Genomic DNA, 16600 nt, shown 5'->3' with positions numbered 1-16600 from the left:
CATAAAAGCACAGGGTCTTCGTATCGTATAGCATGTGGAATGAAAAGTAGTTCCTGGAATATCTCATGCGTCCGTTTTGATGTGCATGGCTCGGTAGAGTCGAGACATGACGACTACGGAGCCAGGCACCCTGTTCACGCACCCCGACCGCAACCTCGGTATGGAGCTGGTGCGAGCGACCGAGGCCGCGGCGATCCGGGCAGCACCGTGGATCGGTCGAGGCGAGAAGAACCTCGCCGACGGCGCCGCGGTCGACGCAATGCGCAAGTTCCTCGGCACGGTCGACTTCGACGGCGTCGTGGTGATCGGCGAGGGCGAGAAAGACGAAGCCCCCATGCTGTTCAACGGCGAGCACGTCGGCACGGGCAACGGGGCGTCGTTCGACATCGCCGTCGACCCGATCGACGGCACGTCGCTGACCGCGACCGGCCGCATGAACGCCGTCTCGGTCATCGCCGTCTCGGATCGCGGAACGATGTACGACCCGAGCGCCGTCTTCTACATGGACAAGATCGTGACGGGGCCCGAGGGTCGCGGAGTCATCGACCTCGCCCGCCCGATCGGCGAGAACATCCGCGCCCTCGCCGAGGCCAAGGGCATGCCCGTCGAAGAGATGCAGATCGCCGTTCTCGACCGCCCCCGTCACAAGCAGCTCATCGCCGACATCCGCGCGGCAGGGGCCGGCACGCGCCTGCTGCTCGACGGCGACGTCGCCGGTGGCATCAACGCCGCCCGCCCCGACTCGCGCATCGACATGTGTGTCGGCGTCGGCGGAACCCCCGAGGGCATCATCACCGCGTGCGCCGTCAAAGCGCTCGGCGGTGTGATCCAGGGGCGGCTCAAGCCCAAAGACGACACCGAGCGTCAGCGTGCCCTCGACGCCGGGCACGACCTCGACCGGATTCTCGACCAGGACGACCTGGTCACGGGTGACAACACGTACTTCGTCGCGACGGGTGTCACCGACGGCGGCCTCGTGGCCGGTGTCTCGCGCAAGAACGGCCTCATCCGCACCGAGTCGCTCGTGCTGCGGTCACACTCGGGCACCCAGCGTCGTGTGATCGCCGACCACCTCGAGTCGAAGTGGCTCGGCGAGTAAAAGCTTTTCCGGTCGGAACCCTGGACCGACGATTTCGGGCGGATTTGCCACTTCGGTGGCGGGTCCGCTCGTTTTCGTCGGTCGAGGGGGCGGTGGCCTATTCGGGTGCGGGTGCGGGTGTGGACGCGGGTACGGAAGCAGGCACGGCGGCAGCGGGTGCGGCACCGAGGGTGGGCGCGTCGTCGAGCACGGCCGTGAGCTCGGGCGCAGCGAGATCGCGCGGTACGTCGTCGATTGGAGGGGACGCCGCGATGACGGTGCTCTCGTCGAGCACGCTGAGCCGTCGCGCCGACGGCAACACCTGCCGCTCGAGCGAGCCGACGAAGCGGTTGTAGTCGGTCACGGTGCCGCGGATCGACCGGCCTAGCTTGTCGACGTGAGTGGCCATTGTCGAGAGGCGGCCGTAGAGCTCGCGGCTCAGATCGAACAGCTGCTTGGCCTCCTGCGTGACGACATCCTGCTGCCAGCTGAAGGCGATGGTCTTGAGGACCGACCAGAGGGTGACGGGGGAGGCCAGCGCCACCTTCTTCTGGAAGGCGTAGTCCATCACGGAGGGGTCGGCCTCGAGGGCCGACGAGACGAGCGATTCGCTCGGGATGAAGGCGATGGTGAGTTCGGGCGACGACTCGAGCCCCGACCAGTAGGCCTTGCTCGACAGGGCGTCGATGTGAGCGCGGACCGCCTTGACGTGCTCGCGGAGCAGCTCGCCCCGGCGCGCGAATTCGGCCCCCGTCGCCGTCGCGGGGATGCTCGACGCCTTGAGATAGGCGGAGAACGGGACCTTGGCGTCGACCGCGATGTTCTTGCCGCCGGGCAGGTGTATGACCATGTCGGGGCGCCGGGCGCCGGAATCGGCCACGATGCCGGTCTGCACGTCGAAGTCGACCCGTTCGAGTAGCCCGGCCGCCTGCACCACGTTGCGGAGCTGTGTCTCACCCCAGACGCCGCGCGTGCTGTTCGACTTGAGGGCGGCCGCGAGCGACTCGGCCGTCGACCGGAGGCGCTCCTCCGACTCGGCGGCACTCCGCAGCTGCTCGCTCAGCTCGCCGTGCTGTCGGTGTCGTTGCTGCTCGAGCTCGGCGACCTTGAGCTGCACGGCTCGCAGGCTTTCGGCGACCGGGCTGAGAGCCGTCAAGACCCGCCCGTCGGATGACGAGCGCCTGGTCTCGGCCTCGGCCGCGGCGATCAGCCGGTCGTGGAGCTCGTCGACCCGTTGCTCCTGCTGCTCGAGCTGCCGCGCGTGCAGCTCTTCTTGGGCGGCGACGCGATCGCGGAGAGCGGCGGCGGTCGAGTCGGCGGCGGCCGCGCGAGCTGAGAGCAGCAGGCGGCCGATCACGAGACCGGCCACCGCACCGGTGAGAAGACCGAGGAGAAGAGCCACGACAGGAGACATGCGAGGAGTCTGGCAGGAGCTACCGACAGTGCCGTCGGATCCTGGGATCTGGTCTCTACGATGCTTCAGCAGAGCTGAGACGTAATGTCATGACATTAAGCCAAATCCGGTGTACGCTCATCGGGAATCGCAGATCGGCCCACGACGAGGAAGTTGTCCAGACGAGCATGACGCAGACACCAGAGCACCGCGCCTTCGACGTGATCACCATGGGTCGAGTGGGCGTCGACATCTATCCGCAGCAGGCCGGGGTTCCGCTCGAAGAGGTCGAGACGTTCTCGAAGTCGGTCGGCGGCAGCGCCACGAATGTCGCCATCGCCGCGTCGCGGTACGAGCACCGCACAGCCGTCGTCACGCGCACCGGTAACGACCCCTTCGGTCGGTACGTCGTGAAAGAACTCGAGCGGCTCGGTGTCTCGACGAAGTTCATCGCATCGGTCGACGGGCTGAACACGCCCGTGACCTTCTGCGAGATCTTCCCGCCCGACGACTTCCCCCTCTACTTTTACCGCGCCCCCAAGGCGCCCGACCTCATGATTTCGGTAAAGTCGCTCGACCTCGCCGCGATCGAGCAGACCAAGGTCTTCTGGACAACTGTGACGGGCCTCTCCGAGGAGCCCAGCCGTCAGGCTCACCACGTGGCCTATCAGGCTCGTGCCCGCCGCCCGCTGACGATCCTCGACCTCGACTACCGGCCCATGTTCTGGTCGTCGCCCGAGGTCGCCACCCGCGAGGTCGGCCGAGCGCTCGAGCACGTCACCGTGGCAGTCGGCAACCGCGAGGAGTGCGAGATCGCTGTCGGCGAGACCGATCCGCACCGGGCCGCTGACGCGCTTCTCGAACGCGGGGTCGAACTCGCGATCGTCAAGCAGGGGCCGCGGGGAGTGCTCGCGAAGACGGCCGACGAGACGATCGAGGTTCCGGCGCACCTCGTCACCGTCATCAACGGTCTCGGCTCGGGCGACGGCTTCGGCGGCGCCCTCTGCCACGGGCTCATCGAAGGCTGGCCGCTCGAGCGGGTGCTGCGGTTCGCGAATGCCGCCGGCGGTATCGTCGCCACCCGATTTGAGTGCTCGACCGCCATGCCGACCTCTGCCGAGGTCGAGGCTGTTCTCGAGGAGGCACTCCATGTCTGACGGTTTCGGTCACGACGGCATCGACATCGCGCGGCTCCGCGACATCAGAGCCACGCAGCCCGCTGCCATCGGCGCCGCACTGGCAGCCCGCGTCAAGCGCCCTCTGCTCGAGGGCGACGGACGGCTCTTCATCGTCGCGGCCGACCACACGGCCCGGGGTGCCCTCGGGGTCCGCGGCGACTCGCTGGCCATGTCGGATCGCGGTGAACTGCTGCGGCGCCTCGTCGTCGCGCTCGAACGCCCCGGAGTCGACGGCGTGCTCGGAACCCCCGACATCCTCGAAGACCTCGCCCTCCTCGGCGCCCTCGACGGGAAGGTCGTCGTCGGGTCGATGAACCGGGGCGGCCTGCAGGGCGCGAGCTTCGAGATGGACGACCGCTTCACCGCCTATTCGGCCCGCGGCATCGTCGACGCCGGCTTTGACTTCGCGAAGCTGCTCGTGCGGCTCAACCTCGAAGACGCCGGTACGGCGGCGACGGTCGAGGCCACGGCGCGGGCGGTCAGCGAGGCGGCGGCCCTGAAGCTCCCGATCATGCTCGAACCGTTCGTCTCGAACTGGGTCGACGGCGCGATCGTCAACGACCTCTCGACCGAGGCCGTGATCAAGTCGGTCGCCATCGCCTCTGGCCTCGGAGAGTCGACCGCGTACAGCTGGCTGAAGCTGCCGGTCGTCGACGACATGGAACGTGTCATGGCGGCGACAACCCTCCCGACCCTGCTCCTCGGCGGAGACCCGGCCGAGAACCCGGAGGCGAGCTACGCGAAGTGGGCCGATGCGCTGGCGCAGCCCGGTGTCCGCGGCCTCACCGTCGGGCGCACCCTCCTCTACCCGCCTGACGACGACGTCCAGGGCGCTGTCGACATCGCGGCGAGTCTGGTCCATTCCGAGCAGTCGGCGCCGGTGGGGTCCGCGTCGATCCACCCCGCGCAGACCCAACACGCCTAGTTCAGAAAGAAGCAGCCATGACCACCACCGCTCCCTCGACCGACAGCACGAGCACCCCGCTTCCCGAGATCACCCACTGGATCGACGGTCAGCGCGTCGCCGGAACCTCCGGTCGCACCAGTCCGGTCTTCGACCCGGCCCTCGGCGTCGCGACGAAGAATGTCGCCCTCGCCAGCCAAGACGAGATCGACCGGGCCATCGCGAGCGCCAAGAGAGCCTTTCCGGCCTGGCGCGACATGTCGATCACCAAGCGCCAGCAGATCATGTTCCGCTTTCGCGAGCTGGTGAACGAGCGCAAAGACGAGCTCGCCCAGATCCTGACCGCCGAGCACGGCAAGGTCGTCTCCGACTCCCTCGGCGAGATCCAGCGCGGCCTCGAGGTGCTCGAGCTCGCCACCGGCTTCCCGCACCTGATCAAGGGCGAGTTCAGCCAGCAGGTCTCGACGGGTGTCGACGTCTACTCGACCAAATCGCCACTCGGCGTCGTGGGCATCATCAGCCCCTTCAACTTTCCGGTCATGGTGCCGATGTGGTTCTTCCCCATCGCAATCGCGGCCGGCAACACCGTCGTGCTCAAGCCGAGTGAGAAGGATCCCTCGTCGTCGATCTTCCTGGCCGAGCTGTTCCAGGAGGCCGGGCTTCCCGACGGCGTCTTCACCGTGCTGCAGGGCGACAAGCTCGCCGTCGACGGCCTGCTGAACAGCCCCGACGTGGCCAGCATCTCGTTCGTCGGGTCGACCCCGATCGCGAAGTACATCTACGAGACCGCGGCGAAGAACGGCAAGCGTGTCCAGGCGCTCGGCGGGGCGAAGAACCACATGCTGGTGCTGCCCGACGCCGACCTCGAGCTCGTCGCCGACAGTGCCATCAACGCCGGCTTCGGCTCGGCCGGCGAACGGTGCATGGCGATCAGCGTGCTCGTCGCCGTCGGCGACGTGGCCGACAAGGTCGTGCCAATGCTCAAGGAGCGCATGGCGAAGCTCGTCGTCGGCGACGGTCGACGCTCGTGCGACATGGGCCCGCTCGTCACCCGGCAGCACCGCGACAAGGTGGCCTCGTACGTCGACATCGCTCTCGAAGACGGTGCCGAGGTCGTCGTCGACGGGCGCGAAGTAGCTGTCGACGGCGAGAAGGACGGCTTCTGGTTCGGCCCCACCCTCATCGACCGGGTTCCGCTCACGAGCCGCGTCTACACCGAAGAGATCTTCGGCCCGGTGCTCAGCGTCGTGCGCGTCGACACCTATGAGGAGGGCGTCGAGCTCATCAACTCGGGTGCGTTCGGCAACGGCACCGCGATCTTCACCAACGACGGCGGGGCCGCGAGGCGCTTCCAGAACGAGATCGAGGTCGGCATGATCGGCATCAACGTGCCGATCCCCGTCCCCGTGGCGTACTACTCGTTCGGTGGCTTCAAAGACTCGATCTTCGGCGATTCAAAGGCCTACGGTCTGCAGGGCTTCCACTTCTTCACGCGTGAGAAGGCGATCACGTCGCGCTGGTCCGACCCGTCGCACGGCGGCATCAACCTCGGATTCCCGCAGGCCTAGTCCATGGCTCCGCAGCAGAACTGGTTCCATCCGAGAGGCACCCTCGCCCGCGACGGCTGGGAGAGCGTCGTCGACGATTCCCTCGAGGGGTGGCAGCACACCGGCATCCGGGTCGGCGCGTTAGCCAAGGGCAGGTCGCTCGGGCTCGAGGGCGGCAACGTCGAGCGAATGATCGTCCCGCTGTCGGGCGACGTCCACGTCGAGTACGTGACGAGCGAAGGATCCCACGGCTCACTCGACCTCGCCGGTCGCGCTTCGGTCTTCGCCGGGCCGCCCGATGTGGCGTACACGGGTGTGAACGCGAGCGTCACACTCACCGGCACGGGCCGCGTCGCCGTCGCCGAGGCGCCCGCGACCGAGGTGCTCGACGTGCAGGTGCTCCGCAAGGCGGACATTCCCGTCGAGATCCGCGGTGCCGGTCGTTCGACCCGGCAGGTGCACAACTACGGCACCCCGGCGGGCCTTCACGCCCAGAAGCTCATCGTCTGCGAGGTCATCACGCCGGCCGAGAACTGGTCGTCGTACCCGGCGCACAAGCACGACGAGTCGGTGCCCGGCCACGAGTCGAGGCTGGAAGAGATCTACTACTTCGAGTCGGCGGTGTCGCGCGGTGTGACCGCGCCCGCCGAGGCCGACCCATTCGGCATGTTCGCGACGTACTCGTCGCCGGCCGGGCAGATCGACATCAACGCGCTCGTGCGCACCGGAGACATCGCCCTGGTGCCCTACGGCTATCACGGCCCGGCCGTTGCGGCTCCGGGCTACGACCTCTACTACCTCAACGTGATGGCGGGCCCCGACCCCGATCGGGTCTGGAACATCTCCGACGATCCGGCGCACGGCTGGGTCAGGGCCGAATGGGAATCGCAGGATCCCGACCCCCGCCTGCCCTATTCCGACACACCGAAAGAAGCATCTCGATGAGCACCCCGAACACCAAGCGAATGACCGTCGGCCAGGCCCTGGTCGAGTTCCTGGCGAACCAGTGGACGGTCGACGGCGACGTGCGCGAGCGCACGATCCCCGGCCTGTTCGGCATCTTCGGCCACGGCAATGTGGCGGGAGTCGGCCAGGCGCTCAAGCAGTTGCACGACACCGACCCCGGCCTCATGCCCTACCTCCAGGCGCGCAACGAGCAGGCGATGGTGCACGAGTCGGTCGGCTTCGCACGCATGCACCGCCGCCGCGCGACGTACGCCTCGACCGCGTCGGTCGGCCCGGGCGCTGCCAACATGCTCACCGGGGCGGCGCTCGCCACGACGAACCGGCTGCCCGCCCTGCTCCTGCCGAGCGATACTTTCGCGACCCGGGTGTCGGATCCTGTGCTCCAGCAGATCGAGATGCCCCACGACACCTCCGTCAGCGTCAACGACGCGTTCCGCCCGCTGTCGCGGTACTTCGACCGGGTCGATCGCCCCGAGCAGCTCTTCTCGATCGCTCTCGCGGCGATGCGCGTCTTGACCGACCCGGTCGAGACCGGCGCCGTGACGATCGCGCTGCCCGAAGACGTCCAAGCGGAGGCGCTCGACGTGCCGCTCGAGTTCCTCCAACCGCGCGAATGGCACATTCGACGTCCGGTGCCCGAGAGAGGGCCGCTCGCCCGTGCCGTCGCCGCGATTGCTAACGCGAAGCGCCCCTTCATCGTGGCCGGCGGCGGCGTGATCTACTCCGACGCCGAGCAGCAGCTGAGGGCCTTCGCCGAGGCCACCGGCATCCCGGTCGGCACGTCGCAGGCGGGCGGGGGAGCCCTCGACTGGGATCACCCGCAGTACCTCGGCGGGGTCGGCGCGACCGGAACCCTCGCGGCCAATCACCTCGCAGCCGAGGCCGACGTCGTCATCGGCATCGGCACGCGGTACAGCGACTTCACGACCGCTTCCCGCACCGCCTTCCAAGCCCCCGACGTCACGTTCGTCAATATCAATGTGGCTTCGTTCGATGCCTACAAGCACGGATCGCAGCTGCCGGTGATCGCCGACGCCCGCGAGGCCCTCGACGCGCTCGCCGAGGCCCTCGCCGACTTCCGTGTCGACGCCGACTACGCCGCTCGTATCAAAGCCGAGAAGGCCGCCTGGGACGCCCTCGTCGACCAGGCGTTCGAGCCGAGCGGCCTGGCGCTCCCCGGCCAGCCCGAGATCATCGGCGCGATCCAGTCGGGCAGCGCCCCCACGGATGTCGTCGTGCAGGCCGCCGGATCCTTGCCGGGCGATCTGCACAAGCTCTGGCGCGTGCGCGACAGCCTCGGCTACCACGTCGAGTACGCGTTCTCGTGCATGGGCTACGAGATCGCCGGAGGCATCGGCGTCAAGCGCGCCGCCCCCGAGCGCGACGTGATCGTCATGGTCGGCGACGGGTCGTACCTGATGCTTCACACCGAGCTCGTCACGGCCGTCGCCGAGGGCATCAAGGTGATCGTCGTGCTGATTCAGAACCACGGCTATGCCTCGATCGGCCACCTCTCCGAGACGGTCGGGTCGGAGCGCTTCGGCACCCTCTATCGACGGCAGGATCCCGACACCCTCGACTTCCAGGGGGCCGAGTTGCTCCCGGTCGACCTCGCCATGAACGCGCGCAGCTACGGCCTCGATGTGATCGAGATCGAGCCGACGGCCCGCGCGATCGACTACCTGTCGGCGGCGCTGGCCACCGCCAAGGCGTCCGACACCTCGACGCTGATCCACATCAACAGCGACCCCCGGGTCTACGCGCCCGACGGTGACGGCTGGTGGGACGTGCCGGTGGCCGAGGTCTCGACGATCCCGTCGACCAAGGCCGCCTACGACGACTATCTCGCGGAGCGGGCCCACCAGCGTCCGCTCCTCGGCTGACCATTCACCACCTCCACCAGAAAGACGAAGACGTCATGACCGTCACCTCCACCACCGTCCAACCGGGCATCCGCATCGGCACCGCGCCCGACTCCTGGGGCGTCTGGTTCGCGGAGCACCCCAGCCAGATTCCCTGGGAACGCTTTCTCGACGAGGTCGAGAAGGCCGGCTACGAATGGATCGAGCTCGGGCCGTTCGGCTACCTGCCGACCGACCCGCACCAGCTCGAAGACGAACTGGGCAAGCGGGGCCTCAAGCTCTCGGCCGGAACGGTCTTCACCGGGCTGCACAAGGGCGACGACCAGTGGCAGCGCGCCTGGGATCAAGCCCTGCACGTCGCGGGTCTCGCCTCGAAGCTCGGCGCGGAGCACCTCGTCGTGATCCCCGACCTCTGGCGGAGCGACCTCGACGCGAGCGTGATCGAGGCGCGCACGCTGACGACCGAGCAGTGGGGCAAGCTCGGCGCGGGCCACGACAAGCTCGGCAAAGCGCTGCTCGAAGAGTTCGGCGTGAAGCAGCATTTCCACACGCACGCCGACAGCCACGTCGGCACCTACCAGGAGACCGAGCGGTTCCTCGAGGTGACCAACCAGCAGTTCACGAACCTCTGTCTCGACACCGGGCACTTCGCCTACTACGGCGGAGACAACGTACGGCTCATCGAGCAGTACCCCGACCGCATCGGCTACCTCCACCTCAAGCAGGTCGACTCCGACCTGCGCTTCACGGTGCTGAAGAACGACATCCCGTTCGGCGACGCCGTCGCGATGGGCGTCATGGTCGAGCCGCCGACGGGGGTGCCCGAGTTCGCGCCGATCATCGAGGCGGTCGCGAAGATCGACCCGACCATCTTCGGAATCGTCGAGCAAGACATGTTCCCGGTCTCGTCGATCGACCTGCCCCTCGGTATCGCCACGCGCACCCGCGAGCACATCTTCGGCTGCACGTCGGCCGCCCGCATCCACTGATCCGCTTCCGCTCTCAAGGAGACCCCATGTCTGTGTCACCCGCTCCCCTCCGCGTCGCCGTCGTCGGCGCCGGTGCCATGGGCGCCGACCACGTCCGCCGAATCACCAACCGGATCTCGGGCGCCGAGGTCACGGCGGTCGTCGACCCCGACACCGGCCGCGCCACGGCCGCCGCCGAGCTCGCGCCGGGCTCGGTGACCTTCGCCTCGTTCGAGGAGGCCTTGGAGGCCGTCGAACTCGACGCCGTCATCATCGCGACGCCCGGGTTCTTGCACGAGCCGGTGATCCTGCCCGCGCTCGATGCGGGTCTGGCGATCCTGAGCGAGAAGCCGCTGAGTGACACTGTCGAGTCGAGCCTTCGCATCGTCGAGGCCGAGCAGAAGCTCGCCCGCCCGCATATCCAGGTGGGCTTCATGCGCCGGTTCGACGCCGGGTACCTCCAGCTCCGCGAGCTCGTGGAGCGCGGCGACAACGGAGCGCTGCTCGCCCTCCACTGCGCGCACCGCAACCCGTCGACACCTCCGAACTACTCCGAGTCGGCCCTCATCACCGACTCGGTGATCCACGAGATCGACATCGTGCCCTTCCTCACCGGCGAGCCCATCGTCTCGGTCGAAGTGAAGAAGCCGCGCCGCAACTCACTCGCCCCCGACGGCCTCGTCGAGCCGCAGTTCGTGCTGTTCGAAACCGCGTCGGGCACGCTGGCCATCGTCGAGATCAGCGTGAACATCCAGTTCGGCTACCAGGTCACCACCGACGCCGTCTTCGAGTCGGGAGTCGCCTCGATCGGGCGCGCTGAGACGATCCAGATGGCCTCTGCCGGGCAGATCGGACAGTCGGTGACCCCGTCGTTCAAGGAGCGCTTCGGGCTCGCCTACGACACCGAGATCCAGCGCTGGGTAGATGCTGCGCACCGGGGTGAGATCGACGGGCCCTCGGCCTGGGACGGCTATCTCGCCAGCGTCGTCGCCGACGCCGGTGTGCTGGCGCAGCAGTCGGGCAAGAAAGAACCCGTCACCTACGCGATCGAGAAGCCGGCCTTCTACGAGACGCGGCAGTCGCTCGCGACGGCCCCTTCCTCGGCGACGGCCTAGTCGAATCCTGAAGCCATGGTGAAGATCGCTCTCGACCCGACCCCGTTCCATCACGACTACTCGCTGCTCGAGCTGCCGCAGAAGGTGCGAGACCTCGGGTACGACTACCTCCAGCTCACCCCGCACAAAGACTTCCTGCCCTTCTTTCGGCACCCGAAGGCAGACGACGACCTGGTCGACGCGTTCGCCGCGGCCTGCACGAACGCGGGAGTACAGGTGGCGTCGGTGCTGCCGGTGCTTCGCTGGTCGAGCCCGGTCGAGGCGGAGCGCCTCGCGGCCGTGAAGCAGTGGAAGCGCGTGATCGACATCACCGCCAGGCTCGGCGTCGATCTGATCAACACCGAGTTCACCGGCCGACCCGAGTTGCAGGAAGAGTCGGAGCGCGCTTTCTACGAATCGATGGAAGAGCTGCTGCCGCTCTTCGAGCGCGAGGGCATCCGCGTGCTGATCGACCCGCACCCCGACGATTTCGTCGAGGACGGCCTCGAGGCGGTGCGGGTGATCCGCGGGCTCAACTCGAAGCAGGTCGGGTTCGCGTTTGTCGCCTGCCACACGTTCCACTACGGCGATCAGACACCGGCCATCTTCGAGGCGGCGGGGCAGTCCATCGGCCTCGTGCACATCGCCGACACGTTCGACCACCACCGGTCGCACGGCTTGCGGTACATCACGAATCCGCCGGGCAACGCGGTCCGGGTGCACCAGCATCTGCCGATCGGGGGCGGCGACGTCGACTTCGGCGAGTTCTTCGGCGGGCTGAAAGGCCTCGGGTTCTTCGACCGCGACGACACCGTCGCGGTGTCGAGCGTGTTCGCCGACGACGAGAACGCCGACGAGGTGTCGCGCTATCAGCTCGCCGAGATCCAGTCGCGGATCACCTCGGCCTGAGCTTCGACACCGGTCTGCGGTGACGACGCCGTCGATCGACGGTGCCTTACCCAAAAGCCGGTGTGGTCAGTTGCGAACCATGTTAGGACAATAAGACCAGAGCGCCTAGGCTGGTCGACGAGACGGGAGACCCACCATGACGACGACTGCCACCGACACACGCCCCAGCACACTGCGAGCCGCGCACGACACGCCCACCAGCCTCTGGAACGATTCCGCGGATCCTCGTGAACTGGGCCGGTCGATCGCCGAGTTCGGCGCCGTCGGGGCGACCTGCAACCCGGTGATCGCCTACACGTGCATCAAGAACGACCTCGAGACCTGGGTGCCGCGCATCCGTCAGCTGGCCGACGAGTTTCCCACCGCGGGGGAGTCGGAGCTCGGCTGGAAGGCCGTCGAAGAGCTGTCGATCGGCGCCGCACGACTGCTCGAGCCGGCCTTCGAGACGTCGGGCGGGCGCAACGGCCGTCTCTCGATGCAGACCGATCCGCGATTCCACCGCGACAAAGACGCCCTGGTCGCACAAGCCATCTACTTCTCGGGGCTCGCGAAGAACATCATCGTGAAGATCCCGGCGACGAAGCTGGGCATCGAGGCGATCGAGGAGGCCGTCTACCGGGGCGTCAGCATCAACGCCACGGTCTCGTTCACCGTGGCTCAGGCCGTCGCCGTCGCCCAGGCGATGGAGCGCGCCCTCGGCCGCCGCGCCGCCGACGGGCTGCCCGAAAAAGAGTTCGGCAACGTCGTCACGATCATGGGCGGGCGCCTCGACGACTGGCTCAAGGCCGTCGTCAAGCGTGACCGCATCATGATCGACCCCGGCTACCTCGAATGGGCCGGCGTCGCCGCGCTCAAGAAGGCGCACCACCTCTTCACGGCGCGCGGCTATCGGGCCCGCGTGCTGTCGGCGGCCTTCCGCAACCACCTGCAGTGGTCGGAGCTCGTCGGCGGTGACCTGGTGGTCTCGCCGCCGTTCCAGTGGCAGGTCGACATCAACGCAGCAACCATTCCGGCCGAGAACCGCATCGACGTTCCCGTGGATCCTGAGATCATCCAGAACCTGCGCGATAAGGTTCCCGAGTTCAGTCGCAGCTACGACGAAGACGGCATGACGCCCGACGAATTCGACCGTTTCGGTGCCACCGTCACGACGTTGCGCCAGTTCCTCGACGCCGACGCTCAGCTCGATGCGCTGGTGCGCGACATCCTCGTTCCCGCGGTCTGACTCTCACACCCGCAACCCCCGAAACCGAAGGATCCCCATGCCCCTCGTTCGTATCGACGTCATCCAGGGCCACTCCGCCGAGACGCTCACCGCCATCGCCGACGCCATTCACGAAGCCATCGTCGAGGTCTACGGCATTCCGCCCCGCGACCGCTTCCAGATCATCACCGAGCAGCCCGCCGCGCGGATCATCGCTCAAGACGCCGGTCTCGGCTTCGAGCGTACCGACGGGGTCGTCATGATTCAGATCTTCACGCAGCGCGGTCGCTCGGCCGACGACAAGGCGGCGCTCTACGCGCGGATTGCGTCCGGGCTCGCGGCTGTCGGTGTCGCGGGCGAGAACGTGTTCATCGGCTACGTCGAGAACGGGCCGGAAGACTGGTCGTTCGGCTTCGGTGCCGCGCAGTACATGACGGGCGAGCTGAACGTTCCCAAGGCCTAAAGCTGCTCAGCTACGAGGCTCAGAGGCTCAGAGGCTCCCGGCTACTTTTCGACCAGCGTGATAGAGAACGAGTAGAGGTCGGGGCGGTAGCAGTGGTAGCCGACCTCGACCGCTCGGCCGGAGGCGTCGTACGCCGTGCGGGTCATCGTGAGCACGGCACCGTGCTCGTCGATCTCGAGCAGAGACGCCTCGTCGTCGTAGCTGGCCCGCGCTCCGATGGTCTGCTTCGCGACACGGATCGTCACGCCCCGGCCGCGGAGGATCTGATAGAGGCCGAACTCGTCGAAGTCGACCTCGGACAGGTCGGCCACCGCGGTCGGCAGGTAATTCTCGAGCAGGGCGACGGGAACATCGTCGGCCAGTCGGAGGCGCCGGAGGTGGGTGACGGGGTCTCCGACGTCGATGCCCAGGGCCTCGGCGATCGGTTCGTCGGCCGGGATGACACTGTGCCCGAGCACGGTCGTCGTGGGGTGCTGGTCGCCGTTCTTGAGGTCGTCGAAGAGGCTGGTCAGTTCGACCTTGCGGCTCACCGGACCGTGGACGACCTGCGTGCCGATGCCCCGCCGCCTGACGAGAAGACCCTTGTCGACCAGCTCCTGAATAGCGCGTCGAATAGTCGGGCGCGAGAGGCCGAGCCGTTCACCGAGGGCGACCTCGTTCTCCAGGCGCGATCCGGCGGGCAGGCGACCGGAGGTGATGGCCTGCTCGAGGCGGGTCGAGACCTGGAAGTACAGGGGCATGGGCCCGGATCGGTCGAGATCCATGAAGAGGTCCGCTGGTAAGACGCCATCCTGCGCTGTCATCGCCACTCCCCGCTGCACGGGCGACCCCGTAGACCGCAAGGTCTGGCCGCATATGTGCTGACAATAGCATCCGTCCTGTTGGGGGAGCGTCGGCTCGAGCCGGAGGCCAGCGTTGCAGGCACTTTGGGGGACTGCGCGGTGAGTTCGCGACACGTAGCGTGGGAGCAACCGATCGCTTGGGAGCCCCATGCCGCGCACTCTCCGTTCCTCCACAGCCCTGGTCGTCTCGACCGCCGCCGTCGCGGCCCTGATCGCGGGCGGTCTCGCCGCCGCCGCACCGGCGCCCGCCGAGGCTGCTCCGACCGCGGCCGCTACGACCGCTCTGGCCGTCCGTGTCGCCGGATCGCAGGGGTCGTGGCATCTCACTGTCGGAGGCAAGGCCTACACGGTGAAGGGCGTCACCTACGACCCGAACGTCAACGCACCCGCGAAGTACCTTCCCGACATCGCGTCGATGGGCGCGAACACCGTGCGCGACTGGGGCACCGACGTCTCGAGCACGACCGACACCTTCTTCGCCCAGGCTCGAGCCAACCGCCTCCGCGTGATCGCGGGTCTGTGGATCGACCAGAACCAGAATTGGACGACGAACTCGGCCTACCAGAAGCAGGCGCTCGAGACCATCAAGAAGACCGTGACGGCCTACAAAAACGACAACGCGGTGCTGATGTGGGACGTCGGTAACGAGGTGATGCTCACCCTGCCGAATGCGACTCAGCGGGCCGGCTACGCGAAATTCATCGAGAAGGCGGCGAAGGCGATCCACGCCATCGACTCCCACCATTTGGTGACCTCCACCGACGCTCAGACGGCGTTCTGGCCGGCGTACGAGAAGTACGCGCCGTCGCTCGACGTGTTCGGGCTCAACATGTACGGCGGGATCCCGACGGTCGAGAAGGCGTGGCGGGCCGGGAAGTTCACCAAGCCGTACGTGCTCACCGAGGCGGGCCCCTTCGGATCCTGGGAGGTCGCGCGCGACGCGAACGGTCAGCCGGTCCAGCCGACCGATGCGGCCAACGCCCGCACCTACGCGTCGGCGTGGTCGAACATCACCGGGGCCCGGGGCATCTCGCTCGGCGGCACCATGTTCCACTACAGCAATCAGACCGACCTGCAGTCTCTCTGGTTCGGCATCCGGCCGGGAGACAAGAAGCGCGCCTCGTACTACGCGCTCGCGAAGGCCTGGGGCGGGTCGGTCGGCACGAACCGGCCGCCGGTCGTGTCGTCGCTGCGGTTCTCGGTCGGGTCGGTGAAGGTCGGCAAGACGTTCACCCTTGCGGCGCCGGCGGCGGATCCTAACCGCGACAAGCTGACCTGGAGCGTCTCGCGGACGTCGGCCACGATCGACCAGAACGGCACCGCCCCGCGCGCCAACTTTACGAAGGTGAGCACCGGGCGGTATCGGATCAAGGCTCCCGCGGCGGCCGGGGTCTACCGCTTCTACGTGCAGGTGTCGGACGGCAAGGGCAACGTCGACATCGAGTCAAAGACAATCAAGGTCGTCCGCTAGCCCCCGCCCCTAGACGAAGCGAACGGCCGTCTTCGGGGTGAGCGTGTTGATGCGCACGCCGGTCGCGGCCGCGAGCTCGTCGACCGTGGTGGCACCGTGCCGCTCGGCGGCGTGCACGATGATCGCCGCGCAGGCCTCGGCGTCGGCCAGGGCGTCGTGGTGCTGGAATCCTTCAAACCCGGCGGCCATCGCCGCGACCGGCAGGCGGTACGACTCGAGCGCGTAGGTCTTGCGCGCCACCTGAAGGCTGCAGAGGTAGCGGGACGCCGGTGGTTCGAGGCCGGTCGCGGCGCACCCGCCCCGAATCACACCCATGTCGAACCCGGCGTTGTGCGCGACCAGCACGTCGTCGCCCGCGAACGTCACCAGGTCGGCCAACTGCTCGTGCCAGCCGAGCGCGTCGATCACGTCGTCGCGCCGGATGCCGTGGATGCGGGTGTTCCACTCGCTGAAGTCGTCGTGCCCGAACGGCGGCTTGATCAGCCACGACACTGCGTCGACAACCACACCGCTGCGGACCTTCACGAGACCGACCGAACAAGCCGACGCGCTGGAGGAGTTCGCGGTCTCGAAGTCGATCGCTACGTAGTCGAGGGGCACGGTGTCATGGTGACACGGGCCTCAGACATTCAGGATCCGACGCCCCGATCTCGAACCGGCCACCTCGGGTCTGTCACCCGGTCTCCGCGACCTGCGCCGCCCGGATCCTTCGTTCTGTGGG

General features: G+C 67.6%; 15 protein-coding genes. 12 read left to right on the top strand and 3 right to left on the bottom strand.

The features are described 5' to 3' along the window. Window positions 1-106: 106 nt before the first annotated feature. Window positions 107-1099 (top strand): class II fructose-bisphosphatase, encoded by a 993-nt coding sequence (glpX, locus tag ITJ49_RS15885; protein WP_194606547.1) that lies wholly within the window; start codon window positions 107-109, stop codon window positions 1097-1099. 97 nt (window positions 1100-1196) lie between these two features. On the opposite strand, the gene ITJ49_RS15880 is transcribed toward glpX, so the two are convergent. After that, window positions 1197-2492, bottom strand: a complete 1296-nt coding sequence (locus tag ITJ49_RS15880) for a DNA recombination protein RmuC (protein ID WP_194606546.1) — start codon at window positions 2490-2492, stop codon at window positions 1197-1199. Window positions 2493-2659: 167 nt separating this feature from the next. Between ITJ49_RS15880 and iolC the strand changes: the two genes are divergently transcribed. The 10 genes from iolC to ITJ49_RS15830 all read left to right on the top strand — a co-directional run bounded on the left by iolC (window position 2660) and on the right by ITJ49_RS15830 (window position 13566). Next, window positions 2660-3628 (top strand): 5-dehydro-2-deoxygluconokinase, encoded by a 969-nt coding sequence (gene iolC / locus ITJ49_RS15875; RefSeq protein WP_194606545.1) that lies wholly within the window; start codon window positions 2660-2662, stop codon window positions 3626-3628. Next, a complete protein-coding gene (locus tag ITJ49_RS15870; protein WP_194606544.1) occupies window positions 3621-4574 on the top strand; it encodes a class I fructose-bisphosphate aldolase in 954 nt (317 codons plus the stop codon). Before iolC ends, ITJ49_RS15870 begins: the two co-directional genes overlap by 8 nt. A 17-nt stretch (window positions 4575-4591) precedes the next feature. Further along, on the top strand, window positions 4592-6121 hold the full coding sequence (locus tag ITJ49_RS15865; RefSeq protein ID WP_194606543.1) for a CoA-acylating methylmalonate-semialdehyde dehydrogenase: 1530 nt from the start codon (window positions 4592-4594) through the stop codon (window positions 6119-6121). A gap of 3 nt (window positions 6122-6124) precedes the next feature. After that, window positions 6125-7045 (top strand): 5-deoxy-glucuronate isomerase, encoded by a 921-nt coding sequence (gene iolB, locus ITJ49_RS15860; protein ID WP_194606542.1) that lies wholly within the window; start codon window positions 6125-6127, stop codon window positions 7043-7045. Beyond that, window positions 7042-8949, top strand: coding sequence for a 3D-(3,5/4)-trihydroxycyclohexane-1,2-dione acylhydrolase (decyclizing) (iolD, locus tag ITJ49_RS15855; protein WP_194606541.1), 1908 nt, complete (start codon window positions 7042-7044; stop codon window positions 8947-8949). The genes iolB and iolD overlap by 4 nt, the downstream gene beginning before the upstream one ends. Before the next feature lie 35 nt (window positions 8950-8984). Further along, window positions 8985-9917 (top strand): sugar phosphate isomerase/epimerase, encoded by a 933-nt coding sequence (locus ITJ49_RS15850; protein WP_194606540.1) that lies wholly within the window; start codon window positions 8985-8987, stop codon window positions 9915-9917. A gap of 26 nt (window positions 9918-9943) precedes the next feature. Then, complete coding sequence (locus ITJ49_RS15845; RefSeq protein ID WP_194606539.1) at window positions 9944-11011, top strand: Gfo/Idh/MocA family protein; 1068 nt, start codon at window positions 9944-9946, stop codon at window positions 11009-11011. 18 nt (window positions 11012-11029) lie between these two features. Beyond that, window positions 11030-11899: a sugar phosphate isomerase/epimerase family protein gene (locus tag ITJ49_RS15840; protein WP_194606592.1), complete on the top strand. Its 870-nt coding sequence runs from the start codon at window positions 11030-11032 to the stop codon at window positions 11897-11899. A 136-nt stretch (window positions 11900-12035) separates the two neighbouring features. Next, window positions 12036-13124 carry a transaldolase family protein gene (locus ITJ49_RS15835; protein WP_194606538.1) on the top strand — a complete coding sequence of 363 codons (1089 nt, stop codon included), beginning with the start codon at window positions 12036-12038 and terminating at the stop codon, window positions 13122-13124. 37 nt (window positions 13125-13161) lie between these two features. Further along, window positions 13162-13566, top strand: coding sequence for a tautomerase family protein (locus tag ITJ49_RS15830; RefSeq protein WP_194606537.1), 405 nt, complete (start codon window positions 13162-13164; stop codon window positions 13564-13566). Between the two features lie 41 nt (window positions 13567-13607). On the opposite strand, the gene ITJ49_RS15825 is transcribed toward ITJ49_RS15830, so the two are convergent. Next, window positions 13608-14369 carry a GntR family transcriptional regulator gene (locus tag ITJ49_RS15825; protein ID WP_055963174.1) on the bottom strand — a complete coding sequence of 254 codons (762 nt, stop codon included), beginning with the start codon at window positions 14367-14369 and terminating at the stop codon, window positions 13608-13610. Between the two features lie 187 nt (window positions 14370-14556). Between ITJ49_RS15825 and ITJ49_RS15820 the strand changes: the two genes are divergently transcribed. Continuing rightward, window positions 14557-15879: a glycoside hydrolase family 2 TIM barrel-domain containing protein gene (locus ITJ49_RS15820; protein WP_194606536.1), complete on the top strand. Its 1323-nt coding sequence runs from the start codon at window positions 14557-14559 to the stop codon at window positions 15877-15879. A gap of 9 nt (window positions 15880-15888) precedes the next feature. On the opposite strand, the gene ITJ49_RS15815 is transcribed toward ITJ49_RS15820, so the two are convergent. Beyond that, window positions 15889-16479, bottom strand: a complete 591-nt coding sequence (locus ITJ49_RS15815) for an exonuclease domain-containing protein (RefSeq protein ID WP_055963165.1) — start codon at window positions 16477-16479, stop codon at window positions 15889-15891. Between the last annotated feature and the right edge of the window lie 121 nt (window positions 16480-16600).

The organism is Frondihabitans sp. VKM Ac-2883 (assembly GCF_015350875.1).
Classification (GTDB): Bacteria; Actinomycetota; Actinomycetes; order Actinomycetales; family Microbacteriaceae; genus Frondihabitans.
This window is presented reverse-complemented; position numbering and strand designations above follow the sequence as displayed.